Below are 13126 nucleotides of genomic sequence, written 5' to 3'. Positions count from 1 at the left end.
CACCATTCCCAATCCGCACCCACTGCGCGGCACGTAGCGAGAATGAGACGCGGCTACTCCTGTGCCAAGGCGGCCCAAAAGATCTACCCGAGGAAAAAATCTTCGCCAGAATGCATCCGCAGCAGGGGCCCCTTCGTATGCCTTGGCGAAAGCCGGGAACTATCGACCCGGCAGGGCAAGGGAGCATACCTCACCATGTTGTTTGTTCAGACGAAGATCGCCGCCGCGATCTCCGCCGGGATCGTGCTTTGCGCCATTCCGCTTTCCGCCGCACATGCCGCGGAACCATCTGCGGTTGAGGCGGGATCCTCGGCCGTGGCTGCCGCCAATGGCGCCGTAGCCGATGGCCCGGCTGCCGAACTGGCCATGCCCGAAACACGCGGATCGTTGCTGCCGCAAGGCGGACGCCTGCTGCTGACCGGCGGCGTATCCACGATCGAGGGTGCAGGTGGTGGCGGCCTCGTCCCCTGGGCGCTGATCGGCAGCTATGCCACCCGCAACCAGATCGGCGCGAGCGCCTTTGTTACAGGCGTCGATACCAAGGATTTCACGCTGGCTTCCTATGGCGGCGCGGTGAGCCTCTACAACCGGCTCGAACTTTCGGTGGCGCGGCAGAACTTCAACTTGCGCGAAGTGGGTGCCGCGATCGGCCTCGGCAATCGCTACACCATCAGCCAGACGATCATCGGTGCCAAGCTGCGCCTGTTCGGCGATGCCGTGCTCGATCAGGACACGATCCTGCCGCAGGTCGCGGTCGGCGTGCAGTACAAGATCAATGACGACAAGACCGTCGTCGGCGGCGCGTTGGGGCTGAAGCGCAAGGGCGTGGACATCTATGCTTCCGCGACCAAGATCATCCTCTCGCAAAGCCTCCTGCTGAGCGGCACGGTGCGCCTCACCAAGGCCAACCAGTTCGGCATTCTCGGCTTCGGCGGGCTTGGCGGCAAGGACCAGGCCTACAGGGCGCAGTTCGAAGGCTCAGCCGCCGTTCTGCTTACGCGCAAGCTGGCGGTTGGCGGGGAATACCGCACCAAGTCGAACCGTCTTGAAGGTGCGCTGGGCGGCACCTCGTTCCGCGAGGAGAATGCCTACGACCTGTTCGTGGCTTACGCGCCCACGCGCAACATCTCGATCACCGCAGCCTACGCGCGGCTCGGGCAGATCGCGCTGGCCCGCCAGAACGGTGCCTACGTCTCGCTCCAGCTCGGCTTCTGAACCAGCTTCATCAAGGACACGATCATGTTCAAGACCACCCTTTCGCTGGCGCTGCTGTTCGGCGCTTCCACGGCCGCGTTCGCACAGGAAAACCTTGCTCCCCAGTACAACGTGCAGGAGCCGGCGGTGAGCGATCCGTCGATCAAACCCACAGCGCCGACCACCCCAATCATCACCGATGACGAACACCTGTATGAAACCTTCGGCGGGCGCGAGGGCCTTACCGCGCTGATGGACGATGCCATGGCGCGCTGGCTGCAGAACCCGAAGACACGGCCCTTTTTCGAGAATGCCGATCAGGCCAGGATCAAGGCGCTGCTGGTCGAGCAGTTCTGCGTGATCATGCACGGCCCCTGCACCTATTCCGGGCGCACGATGGCCGAGGCGCACCGCGGCATGAACGTGAAGGAAGGCAACTTCTACGGCCTTGTCGAGGAACTGCAGGTGGCCATGAACAAGCGCCACATTCCCTTCCGCGCGCAGAACCGCCTGATCGCCGCTCTCGCGCCGATGCACCGGGATATCATCGACAAATGATCGCTCTGCGCGCCCTTCCTCTCGCGCTGGCAGGTCTTGGCGTGCTGGTGCCTGCGCATCCCGCGTTGGCCCAGCCTGCCGACACCCTGCCCGCCGAAACCCTGCCCGGAGCCAAGCTCTATCAGGCCAAGTGCGGCACCTGCCATAGCCTCGATGCCAATCGGATCGGCCCAGCGCATCGCGGCGTGTTTGGCCGCGCGGCGGGATCGGCACCGGCCTACCGTTATTCACCTGCGCTCAAGGCGTCCGGCATCGTCTGGACTGCGGCCAGCCTCGACCATTGGCTGCAGGGGCCGCAGAAGATGGTCAAAGGCTCGAAGATGTATTTCGTCGTGCCTGGCGCAAGCGATCGCGCGGCGATCATCGCCTATCTCAAGGCCACATCGGGCAAATGAACGAGCGGGCGCTGGCCGGTGTGGTAAACTGCGAAGTGTTACCCGCCGGCCCGCCCAGCGTTGTTGCAAAGACCAAGCGGTGCTAGACATAAGTCAATGATTTCCAAAGCTGGAGACTCCGAGCAGTCTCTCCTGATCGCCGCGCTCCAGCGCGTTGCCAGCGGCGACAAGCTTGCGTTTCGCGAGGTCTATCGGCGTACCTGCGCGCGGCTCCTTGGTGTGTGCATGCGCATCTCTGCGGATCGACAGGAAGCGGAGGACGTTCTGCAGGAGGTCTATGTCACCGTCTGGCAGAAGGCAGCGATGTTCGATCCTGCGCGCGCAAGTCCGATCACATGGCTTGCGGCGCTGGCGCGCAATCGCGCGATCGATCGTCTGCGGGCGAACGGACGGCGGATCACCACTCCGATCGAAAGCATAGACGAACCCGCCGACGAGAGCGCGGGCGCGCTTGAGCAATTGCTCGAAGCCGAGAGCGAGCACGACATCACGGTGTGCATCGAAGAGCTGGCAAAAGCCGATGCCGTGCTGGTGCGCACAGCATTCTTCCAGCACGCCACCTATGCCGAACTGGCGACCCGCTCCGATATGCCGCTCGGCACGGTCAAGAGCCGGATCAGACGCGCGCTGATCAAGTTGAAGGCGTGCCTGTCATGAGCGAAGAAGACGATCTGCTGGCCGGCGAGATTGCGCTGGGTCTTCTTGACGGACCGGAACGCGAGGCTGCGGTTCGCCGCTTGGGCAGCGACACCGCACTGGCCAAGCAGGTCGACTGGTGGCGCGAACGCTTCGAGCCGCTTTCGGCGGGCGACAGCGTGGAGCCAAGCGAAGGCCTGTGGCAGCGCATCGAGGCCATGCTGCCGGGCAACGACAACGCCGCAGTCATCGAAGCGCGGCGCTGGCGGGCAGCGGCGCTGGCGGCCACGGTCGTCGCTGGGCTGCTTGGTGTGGCCCTTGTGCTGCGCCCCGCGCCTGTGCCGCCAGCAACGCCGCCTGCGGCTGCTCCGGCCCCGGCACCGGTCCTGCTCGCAAGCATTGCAGGAAGCGGCGGTATTCTTGCGACAATCGCCTACAACCAGACGGCCGGCGATCTCACGATTGCCCCTGGCACGCTCGATGCCGGTCAGCGCGACGCCGAACTGTGGATCATTCCGGCAGATGGCAGGCCGCGCTCGCTCGGCACGATCGATCCGGCACGCGCAGCCACCCGCCCGGCACGCACCGACGTCCGCCGTCTGATCGCGCGGGGAGCAACATTCGCGATCTCGCTTGAACCTCGCGGCGGCTCGCCGACCGGCCTACCCACAGGGCCCATCCTCGGCACCGGAAAAATCAGCGGGAGCTGAAGCTGCTAAGTATTTCAACGAGAAGCTACTGCGCCTCCCAACCTCCGCCGAGGCTGCGAAACAGCAGGATTGATGAACGACCAGCTGATCAGCGGCGTGATGAAGGCATCCAGCGAGCCGCGGATGAGGCCGCCCGATGCGCCGAGCGTCACGCGGGGGTACATATCAGCCTTCGCAACTTTCACCCGCGCGCCAGCCGCCGCAAGCCTCCGCTCTGCCTCGCGGATATCGGGACGGCGGGCGAGCGCGTCCGCATGCTCAGCCGCTTCGCCAAAGGGGAGCACTCGCCCGGATCCGGCCTTGGGCTTGCCATTGCTGCCGCGGTGATGGAACGCGCTGGCGGGCGCCTCACTTGGCCGAAGCCTTCCACATTGCAGTTGCAAATGCCGCGATGCCCGTTCGCAGCTACCGGCGATGGCTAGCAGAGGCCACCGATCTGATCGCAATGCGCTTTGCCATTATCGGCGAAGGATGCTGTTGGCACTGACCGGCCTTGTTACAGGGTCGGCCCCTCCATCATCCCCCGTGCTGTCGCGATCATCTCTTCCACGAGGTTATCCTCCATCGCCGCGCTCCAGCAGACGTAAGGGGAGAATGCCATGGCGGGCATGTCCTCGATGGGCTCGAGCTGGCCTGAGCTGATATGGGATTCTGCCAGTCGTTCGGGCACGAAACCGCTGGAACCTGTCCGCGCAAGCCAGTCCAGCGAAAGGACGCCCAAATCGAGCGTCAAACCCGGTGAAGGCAGATCCCCGAGCCGCGCCCGCAGTTCGTCGTTGATTGATTCGCCCCATTCGGTCCTCACGAAATTCTTCGTCCAGTCGACCGCAGGATTGGCCGTCACCAGGATGAGCCGATCATCCGCCAGTTGCTCCATGCGCTGCCCCCTCGCCAACTGGGGCTCGTAGAGAAACGCGATGTCGAGTTCGGCATCATCGAGGGCGCGGTTGAGTTGGGCGGGGGCCGCTGCAACCGCATGAAATGCGATGTCGCTATGGGCTTCTATCATGGCATCCAGCCAAGGCATCAGCAGCCTCGGCCACAGGGCATGCTGCCCGCCGACCCGCACCAACTGGGTGAAGCGTGGTGGCAATGCCGTCTGCTCGCAACCATGCTGCCAGGCCCGCTGCATCTTGAGCGCTGGATCGAGGAAGCGCCTGCCAGCGGCCGTGAGCCGGCACCCCCGCTTGTCCCGTTCAAACAGGCGAACGCGCAAGACATGTTCAAGTTGTTTGATGCGCTCGGTGACTGCGGACGGGCTGGCGTGGATGCGTTGCGAGGCTTCGGAAAAGCTCCCTGCGGAGGCCGCAGCGAGGAACGTGCGAATGGTCACGATATCCATTCATTCGGAATATCCAAATTTAAAGTTCTGACAATCAGGCTTCCTGAAATTGTGCCGCCGTGGGAGAGCAACTTGGATTGTTCTGCACCTAGCGGCGGAACCAGAGCGGCGGTGCAGCGCCGGCCAGGAAACCCATCACGGAGAGGATCGTCATGTCCGCTCAAAGTACGCAAAACGCAAAGCCGGGCAGAGAAGCCCAAGGCACTATTCTTACCGCAGAACTCGCGTTCGCGCGCGATGCACTGGAGCCGCATGTCTCTGCGGAAACCATGCATTACCACTATGACAAGCACTATCTCGGCTATGTCAGCAAGACCAACGCGCTGATCAAGGGCACGGATCTGGCCGAGGCGGCGCTCGAGGACATCATCCGGCAGGCTGCGTGGAAGCGGCGCCGATCCTTGCTGGTCAATGCGGCTCAAACCTGGAACCACGCCTTCTTCTGGGCATCGCTAAGCCCTGACGGGGACGCCGAGCCTGATGCCATCCTCACGTCGGCGATGGAGAGGGCTTTCGGCAGTCTGGAGAGCTTCCGGCAGAAATTCATCGAAAAGGGGCTTGCACACGTCGGATCCGGCTGGCTCTGGCTGGTCTGCGACAAACACCGCGGGCTGATGCTGGTCACGACCGACAAGGCCATACCCGTGTGGCTAGGGACCGACAGAGTCCCGCTGCTGGTGTGCGACCTATGGGAACACGCCTACTATCTCGACTGGAAGAATGACCGGGGAGCCTGGCTTGGCGCGTTCATCGAAAGCTGCGCGAACTGGAACCATGCAGGCAGGCAGCTTGCAGCACTGCTCAATGGCCAAGCCATCTGGACCTATCCCGGCTGAAGCCGGGCCAGCGCCGCAGCAATCGCAGTGTTCCGATTGGTCTTGCCTAAGCGCACCAAAGGTTTAGACTTCTTGCGGCGATGGCAGGCACAGGCACTGTGATGGCGATATCAGCCATTTTTGCAGCCGGTCTGGTCGGTTTTGCGACAGACAGGGTACGCCACGATCTTGTCGCGCTTCTTATGCTTTCGAGTTGCGTGGCGCTTGGGCTGGTCAGCGCCGATCGTGCATTCGCCGGCTTTTCCGATCCAGTCGTCATCACGGTTGGCGCCATCATGATCATCAGCGCCGCGATCGCGCGGTCCGGTGTGCTGGCATATGCGCTGCGCCCGTTTCAGCGTTGGATGAAGGCAGAAACGGGCATTGCTGTGGTTTACGCGCTGCTGTGCGGCGTGGCATCTGCTTTCATGAACAACGTCGGCGCGCTGGCGCTGCTGCTGCCGGCAGCGCTCGCCACCTGCCGTACTGCCAAGGTCTCGCCCAGCCGCATCCTCATGCCGATGGCGTTTGCTTCGCTGCTCGGCGGGCTTGTCACGCTGATCGGGACACCGCCGAATGTCATTCTGGCGGAAATGCGCAGTGACTATGGCAGGCCTGCGTTCGGCATGTTTGATTTTGCCCTCGTCGGACTTCCCCTCGCGCTCGCTGGGCTTGTCCTTACCATCTGGCTGGTGCGCTTTCTGCCCATGCACGCCTCCAGCGAAGGGGAGCCGCTCAAGTTCCGGGTCGCCGACTATCTGTTCGAGCTGCGTGTTCCGACGAATGCCGCGAAGGCCCTCACGGTGGAGGTTCTGGCATCGATCGGATCAGGTAATGACCGGCTTGCTGTCCATGCGATCGATCGCGGCGGCATTCTGGTCACGGCCCCACGTTTGAGCAGGTCGCTGATGCCGGGCGACATAATCCAGGTGGAAGGTCGCGCGCCGATCGTTGAGGAAGCATTGGAACGGCTCGGGCTCGAACTGGCATCCGATGTGGAAGATGATCTTCTTGGCGATGCTTTCTTCGAATTCGTCGTCACGGAACAGAGCACGCTGGTGTTGCAGGACGCCCCGCTTGCCCTGCTGGCCGCACAGGGCGCTGCGCTTGTCGCGCTCAGCCGCCGGGGCAAGAGTATTGCAGCGGGCCTTTCGGCGATGCGGCTGCATGCCGGCGACGTGATCCTGCTGCAGGTCGAGCCGGCCCGAACCGCGGAGCTGGCGCATGTCTTCAGCCTCCTCCCGCTCGCCGAACGCCCACTAAGGCTGCGCGTTTCCGCAAAGGACTGGTTGCCTGTCGCTGCGCTGGTCGGCGCGATCATCGCCGCATCGACCGGCGTTTCCGGTCTCGCCGCCGCGCTCGTGCTCGCCGTCGCCGCGCTCGGGCTCACCGGGAGACTGCGGGGGCACGTCTATCAGGACATTGACTGGTCGATCATCGTCCTGCTCGCGGCGATCATTCCGGTGGCACAGGCCTTTGCGGCAAGCGGAGCTGACGAGACCGTGGCGGGTGTTATCAGTGTGGTTGGCAAGGGCCAGCCGGCCTGGGTGCCTGTCGGGCTCGCGCTCGGATTGACGATGGCTGTCACGCCGTTTCTCAACAACGCCGCCGCGGTGCTCATCATGGGGCCGATCGCCGCGCGGACCGGCATGGAAACGCATGTCCCGGTCGATGCCATGTTGATGGCAGTTGCGATTGGCGCCTCGTGTGATTTTCTCACGCCGATCGGCCATCAGTCCAACACGCTTGTATGGGGCCCCGGCGGTTACCGTTTTTCTGATTACGCCCGCGTGGGCGCGCCGCTGACATTGCTCGTGCTCTTCCTGGGTACAGCGCTGATCACGGCAATCTGGGGATAGAATCCATGGACGCTTCCGCATTGGCCCCGTTTGACGTGGCCGCCATTCTGATCCTGCTGGCAGCCGGGCTCGGCTATGCCAATCACCGCTTCCTGAAGCTGCCCTCGGCCGTCGGCCTGACCCTCATGGGCGCGGTTTCTTCGCTCGCGATCATCGGGATCGGAGCGGCCTTCCCGGCCTGGGGCCTGAGACCCACGGTCGAGCAGTTCCTCAATGGAATCGATTTTCATGCCACCTTGATGGAGGGCATGCTGTCATTCCTGCTGTTTGCTGGGGCGCTTCATGTCGACTGGACGCAGATGCAAGCAAATCGCCTGCTGGTCCTCTCGCTGGCGACGTTCGGCGTCCTGCTTTCGACCGCGCTTATCGGTGCGGGGACCTGGTGGCTTGCCGGCATGGCGGGCGTGCCGGTCCCTCTGACCTGGGCGCTCGTATTCGGCGCCTTGATCAGCCCGACAGACCCGGTGGCCGTGATCGCGATCCTCAAACGGGCAGCAGTGCCGCCTTCGCTGCAGGCGACCGTAGCGGGCGAAAGCCTGTTCAACGATGGCGTCGGCGTTGTCATCTTCGGCATCCTGATTGCGATCGCGACCGGTGCCGAACAGTTCAGTCTGGTCCATGCCGCCAGTGGTTTTGCGAGGGAGGCGGGCGGCGGCGTTGCGTTCGGCCTCGTGACCGGCTGGATCGCCTGCCGCGCGATGGAGACGATCGACGACTACAGCGTCGAGGTGATGATCAGTCTGGCGCTGGTCATGGCGGGATACAGCTTTGCCCATGCCATTCATGTCAGCGGTCCGGTCGCCATGGCAGTGGCCGGCCTGTTCATCGGCAATGCCGGGATGGCCCGCGCCATGAGCGACACGACCGCCGACTATCTCGTCAAATTCTGGGAACTGATCGACGAGATCCTGAATGCCGTCCTGTTCCTGCTGATCGGCCTCGAAGTGATCCTCATTTCCGGGCAGTTCCATCTCATGCTGTTCGGGCTCGCAGTCATTCCGCTCGGCCTGCTTGCGCGCTGGCTCTCTGTCAGCATCCCGCTGCGGGTCCTGCGCAGCGGGATCGATCTTGGACATCTGGCAACGCCGACGCTGGTCTGGGGCGGGCTGCGCGGCGGCATTTCCATCGCGCTTGCGCTTTCCCTGCCAGATAGCCCTTCACGCACTCCGCTGATCGCAGCCACGTTCATGGTCGTGCTGTTCTCTGTCATCATCCAGGGCGGCAGCATTGGCGGCCTGATCAATCGGCTCAGCCAGCGGTCCGTATCGCCCGGGAAAGACACGGCATGAGCTACGTCCCGCCATCTCTGGCATCGTTGTCGGCGCAATTGCGCAGTGGGGTTGCGCGCTCCGTCGCGATGTACAGCGCCCAGATGGCGCGGACCGGCCTGTTTCCCGACCTCACTGGGGAAGCGGGCAAGGCCTTGCGCCGATCGGTGCGCGAGGACGGCCAGATCACCAAATCGTACATGCTGATGTGCGGCCTTTCCGCCGGTATCGCCACGCTCGGTCTGTTGCAGTCGTCCACTGCGGTGGTCATCGGCGCGATGCTGATTTCGCCGCTGATGGGGCCGATCGCATCGATGGGCTTCGGCTTTGCCTCGCTGGATGGACGCCAAATCCGCGAGGCGGCCAAGGTTATTGCGATCGGAGCTGCCATCGGCATCCTGACCGGTATCCTGCTGACCTGGGTCAGCCCGATCCGCAACGCCACGTCCGAGATCGTGGCCCGGACCGAACCGACCTTGCTTGACCTCGTCGTCGCTGTCTTTTCCGGCATTGCCGGGGCGTACGCGACGGTCCAGCAAAAGGGGGCGACCGCGATCGGTGTGGCCATTGCCACAGCGCTCATGCCGCCGTTGGCGACGGTGGGCTATGGGCTTGGCGTGGCAAATCCGGGCTTTGCTCTCGGCGCCTTCCTGCTGTTTCTCACCAATCTCGCGGCGATTGCGTTTTCGTTTGCCCTGATCGCCCGATTGAGCGGGGCTGCACGGCCGCTGGCAAAGGTCGAGAACGCGCCGCGTTTCATACTGGCGGGCCTCGTTGCGTTTTCCGTCCTCGCGGCGCCGCTTGGCGTTACGCTCTACCGCGTCACTGCCGAAGCGAGGGCGCAGGCAACGGTCCGGCGTATGCTCACGGATGAACTGATGCTCAAGCCGATGAACGTCGCCCAGTTGCAGGTCAGGTGGCCGCTGCGGGGAACACCTTCCATCGACGCCGTGGTGATCGTTCCGCAATACACGAACGATGCAGATCGCCGACTGACGGTCAGGCTCGAGAAGGAGTGGGGCATCAAACCCGGGATCAACCTGCAGCAGGTGGTTGCGGCAGACCTGCAGTCCCAGACTCAGGCGTTGGTCGATGCGGCGGTCGAAACCTCTGCTGCCGGCATTGCCCGAGACACGCCGCCACTGGTCGCCATCCGCGAGGCAGTCGGCCTGCCGACGCAGGCACTCTGGGTCAATCGCACAGAGCGGACGGTCCAGCTGGTTCCTTTTGCCGCCGATGGCTGGCAACTGGGCGACTATCGCAACGCTGAACAGGAAGCGGCCAAGGTGGCGGCCGGCTGGAACGTGCGGATCGTGCCTCCGGTCCAGCCGAAGCTGGCCGTTGCCATCGCATTCACGGACGGTGCTCCTCAAGGAAGCGCGGCGTTCGCTGATGCCATCTGGGCGATCCAGCGTTGGGGTGTTCAGGGCATCCCCGTTGCCGGATATGTCCAAAAGCCGGGAACCGAAGCGGCAGATACATCGGCTCTCGCCGCTGCGCAGTATGCGGTGTCACAGCTCGCCAAAGCCGGTATCCGTGGCAGCGCAACCGTGCTGCCAGCCGATCGCTTGCCGCGTGGTGTTCCGGGTCCTGCGGGGGTGGTATTCGACATCGTCAGACCGCCGGAGCGCAAGCCGTGATCCCGCTCATCGCAGTCGTCACCGCGGTAACCGTCTGGGCGGCGCTGACCTTCGGGTCGTTCGCGAGATCGGACACCTGGCGCGCAACAGTCACTCCGCTGGCCTCGATCATTGGTTCGGGCTTTCTTGTCTGCGGCCCATTGCTGGCGAAGGAATTTGGTTCGGCGGCAATTCTCGCGATGGGAGCGCTGCTGGCACTGGCCTATGCTGTCGGCGCAGTCGTGCGCTTCAACATCGTGCATGTCGAAAACCATGCGCGGAACCTGCGTCTGCATGATCCATTTGCCTGGGCCATGCGCATCGGGCAGGTCATGCTTGCGATCGCTTATGCGGTATCAGTCGCCTACTATCTCAAGCTGCTGGCCGAATTTGCAATCAAGCCCTTTTCCATCGATGCGGTATCCCACACATTCGTCGCCAACTTGATCGTGACGGCCATCATCGCCGTCATGACTTTGCTGACTTTTTCGGGCGACATCAAGAAGATCGAACACGCTGCTCACTCAAGCGTCTCGATCAAGCTTGGGCTGATCGCCGGAATCCTCGCTGGCCTGGCCGTCTGGTGGGCGTCCGGCGCCGCGCCCGTGTCGACGCCGCCGCCAGCGCGCATCACCTGGTCCGGCGTTCCGCTGCTGCTGGGCCTCTTGATCACCGTGCAAGGTTTTGAGACCTCGCGCTATCTGGGCGGGGCATACGATCAGCAACTGCGGGTGCGGACGATGCGTCTGGCGCAATGGATCTCGTCAGCGATCTATTTGGCGTTTCTGGCGCTCCTCACACCGGTCCTCGGCCGCGCTGCCGAAAGCGAGGGGGTCACCGGCATTCTCGATATCATGACGTTCGTTGCGCCCCTCCTCAGCCTCTTCGTCCTCGGTGCTGCGGTGACCAGCCAGCTCAGCGCGGCAATCGCAGATTCCATCGGTTCCGGCGGGCTGATGATCGAGGTTTCGCAGCGGCGTCTCAACGTGCGCTCGGCCTTCATTGCGGCCAGCGCGCTGTCTCTGGCCGTCGTCTGGCTGACGGACCCCTTCCAGGTGATTGCGCTCTCGTCACGGGCGTTCGCTGCGTTCTACGCCGTTCAGGCTCTGCTCGCCTTCTGGGTATCGCGCCGCACCGGGGCCGGCGGATTGGTTGCCCAGATCGGCTTCGTTGCCGTTGGTGCGATCTGCATTGTCGCGACGCTGGCTGGTGCTCCGGCAGAAAGCTGAGTGCGGCCGCCGCAAAGGTGACCTGCCGATCTCGATGGCTGGGCCCATGAGTTTACGGCCCGGTTGATGCCTCGCCGGTGAACCCGGCAGCGCTCAAGCATCCAGAGTTGCGCCACTCCCTCTGCTACTTTAGGCGAACTGCATGAAGTTGTTCACAAAGTTCTGGTCTCAAAGCTATCGGCTGGATCCCTCAGGGCTGTTGCGGCGGACTGCAGCGGTCATCGGGGCGGTATTGCTCGGCCTGGTCGCGATCGCCTTCGCCAAGAGCGGCGAAGTGGCGCAGCAGATATTTGACCGGGCGTTTGCAGTGGCGCCTTGGCTGGCCGCCACTGCAACGCCGTTCGTGTTCGTCGCGGTGGTTGGGGTGACGCGGCGGTATTTCCCGGAAGCACGTGGTTCCGGAATTCCACAAGTCATGGCAGCGGGACATAATCCGGCGGCGAGTGCGCAAGGAGCACTGATTTCGCTCCGCACTGCAGCGGCCAAGTTCATTGGCACGCTGGCGATGCTGTTGGGTGGCGGGGCTGTCGGACGCGAAGGACCTACCGTGCAGATCAGTGCCGCACTGATGGTTGCGGTGCATCGCTGGCTGCGGGTTCCGATCAATTCAGGCGTGATTATCGCGGGTGGCGCGGCAGGCGTCGCCGCTGCCTTCAACACACCGCTTGCCGGCGTCGCTTTTGCGATCGAGGAGCTGGCCGCCGCGTTCGAACAGAAGGTTGCGGTGCTGGTTATGGCCGCGGTGATGATTTCGGGCCTCGTCAGCCTCGGGATTGCAGGCGACTATGTTTACTTCGGTGTCGTCACCCGGCATCTGGCACTTCGGGATGTTCTTGTCCTCGCACCCGTGATCGGGGTTTTGGGAGGCTTGGCCGGCGGCACGTTCGCACGCGTTCTTATCGCGGCGGCAACGTCAACACGCCGCCCTTTCGCGTTTGCCCGTTCGCATCCTCTGCCGTTTGCCTTTGCTTGCGGCCTCGTTGTTGCGGCAGCAGGACTGGCGAGTGGCGGGGCGAGTTGGGGCACCGGCTATGAGACAACCCGGCAGCTGCTGAGCGGACAAAGCGCGTCTCTGGCGTTTGGGCCGGCAAAGTTTGTCGCATCGCTGGCAACGGCGCTCAGCGGCGCACCGGGCGGCATCTTCGCGCCTTCGCTTTCAGTGGGGGCGGGACTTGGCCAGATCGTGGGCTTCCTGGTAAAAGGGGAACCTTCGGGGGCTCTCGTCCTTCTTGGCGTTGCAGCGTACTTTACCGGCGTGGTCAGGGCACCGCTAACCGCCGTCATCATTGTGATGGAGATGACCGCCGATCGGTCGATGATCATCCCCTTGTTCATTACGGCACTGATCGCGGACTGGGTGAGCAGCAATATATGCCACGCCAAGCTATACCATGCGCTCTCGCAAGGCTTTCATTCGGCTTTGCTGGCCCCCCCTCACCACCGGTGATGTGCTCGCCATTGATCCTGGCACAAACTGCATCGAGACGCCATTTTTGGCGGT

The 13126-nt window shown here is 63.5% G+C and carries 13 protein-coding genes; 11 read left to right on the top strand and 2 right to left on the bottom strand.

What is annotated here, in order from left to right:
* Window positions 1–195 precede the first annotated feature (195 nt).
* From ACO06X_RS19060 to ACO06X_RS19040, 5 genes are all read left to right on the top strand, one after another.
* Entirely contained in the window at window positions 196–1215 is a 1020-nt protein-coding gene (locus ACO06X_RS19060) for a DUF3034 family protein (RefSeq protein ID WP_421837703.1), read from the top strand.
* 24 nt (window positions 1216–1239) lie between these two features.
* The gene (locus ACO06X_RS19055) at window positions 1240–1752 is read left to right on the top strand and encodes a group I truncated hemoglobin (RefSeq protein ID WP_421837702.1); all 513 of its coding nucleotides are present in this window, start codon (window positions 1240–1242) and stop codon (window positions 1750–1752) included.
* Complete coding sequence (locus ACO06X_RS19050; RefSeq protein WP_421837701.1) at window positions 1749–2147, top strand: c-type cytochrome; 399 nt, start codon at window positions 1749–1751, stop codon at window positions 2145–2147. The genes ACO06X_RS19055 and ACO06X_RS19050 overlap by 4 nt, the downstream gene beginning before the upstream one ends.
* A 96-nt stretch (window positions 2148–2243) precedes the next feature.
* Window positions 2244–2804, top strand: coding sequence for a sigma-70 family RNA polymerase sigma factor (locus ACO06X_RS19045; protein WP_421837700.1), 561 nt, complete (start codon window positions 2244–2246; stop codon window positions 2802–2804).
* Entirely contained in the window at window positions 2801–3493 is a 693-nt protein-coding gene (locus tag ACO06X_RS19040) for an anti-sigma factor (protein WP_421837699.1), read from the top strand. The genes ACO06X_RS19045 and ACO06X_RS19040 overlap by 4 nt, the downstream gene beginning before the upstream one ends.
* A 14-nt stretch (window positions 3494–3507) precedes the next feature.
* On the opposite strand, the gene ACO06X_RS19035 is transcribed toward ACO06X_RS19040, so the two are convergent.
* Together ACO06X_RS19035 and ACO06X_RS19030 are read right to left on the bottom strand one after the other, a co-directional pair.
* Window positions 3508–3777, bottom strand: coding sequence for a TolC family protein (locus ACO06X_RS19035; RefSeq protein ID WP_421837698.1), 270 nt, complete (start codon window positions 3775–3777; stop codon window positions 3508–3510).
* 212 nt (window positions 3778–3989) lie between these two features.
* Window positions 3990–4835 carry a LysR family transcriptional regulator gene (locus ACO06X_RS19030; RefSeq protein WP_421837697.1) on the bottom strand — a complete coding sequence of 282 codons (846 nt, stop codon included), beginning with the start codon at window positions 4833–4835 and terminating at the stop codon, window positions 3990–3992.
* A gap of 152 nt (window positions 4836–4987) precedes the next feature.
* Here ACO06X_RS19030 and ACO06X_RS19025 point away from each other — a divergent pair, with 152 nt between their 5' ends.
* The 6 genes from ACO06X_RS19025 (at window position 4988) to ACO06X_RS19000 (ending at window position 13072) form a co-directional block, all read left to right on the top strand.
* On the top strand, window positions 4988–5671 hold the full coding sequence (locus ACO06X_RS19025) for a superoxide dismutase (protein ID WP_421837696.1): 684 nt from the start codon (window positions 4988–4990) through the stop codon (window positions 5669–5671).
* Between the two features lie 80 nt (window positions 5672–5751).
* Window positions 5752–7509 (top strand): SLC13 family permease, encoded by a 1758-nt coding sequence (locus tag ACO06X_RS19020; protein ID WP_421837695.1) that lies wholly within the window; start codon window positions 5752–5754, stop codon window positions 7507–7509.
* A 5-nt stretch (window positions 7510–7514) separates the two neighbouring features.
* Complete coding sequence (locus ACO06X_RS19015) at window positions 7515–8798, top strand: cation:proton antiporter (protein WP_421837694.1); 1284 nt, start codon at window positions 7515–7517, stop codon at window positions 8796–8798.
* Window positions 8795–10417, top strand: a complete 1623-nt coding sequence (locus tag ACO06X_RS19010) for a DUF389 domain-containing protein (protein ID WP_421837693.1) — start codon at window positions 8795–8797, stop codon at window positions 10415–10417. The genes ACO06X_RS19015 and ACO06X_RS19010 overlap by 4 nt, the downstream gene beginning before the upstream one ends.
* Window positions 10418–10638: 221 nt before the next feature.
* Window positions 10639–11625 carry a hypothetical protein gene (locus ACO06X_RS19005; RefSeq protein WP_421837692.1) on the top strand — a complete coding sequence of 329 codons (987 nt, stop codon included), beginning with the start codon at window positions 10639–10641 and terminating at the stop codon, window positions 11623–11625.
* A gap of 142 nt (window positions 11626–11767) precedes the next feature.
* Window positions 11768–13072, top strand: coding sequence for a chloride channel protein (locus ACO06X_RS19000; RefSeq protein ID WP_421837691.1), 1305 nt, complete (start codon window positions 11768–11770; stop codon window positions 13070–13072).
* Window positions 13073–13126 lie beyond the last annotated feature (54 nt).

The sequence above is a fragment of the Novosphingobium sp. genome, from assembly GCF_965229225.1.
Taxonomy (GTDB): Bacteria; Pseudomonadota; Alphaproteobacteria; order Sphingomonadales; family Sphingomonadaceae; genus Novosphingobium.
Note: the sequence above shows the minus strand (reverse complement) of the source record. Positions and strands in the feature narration are given on the sequence as shown.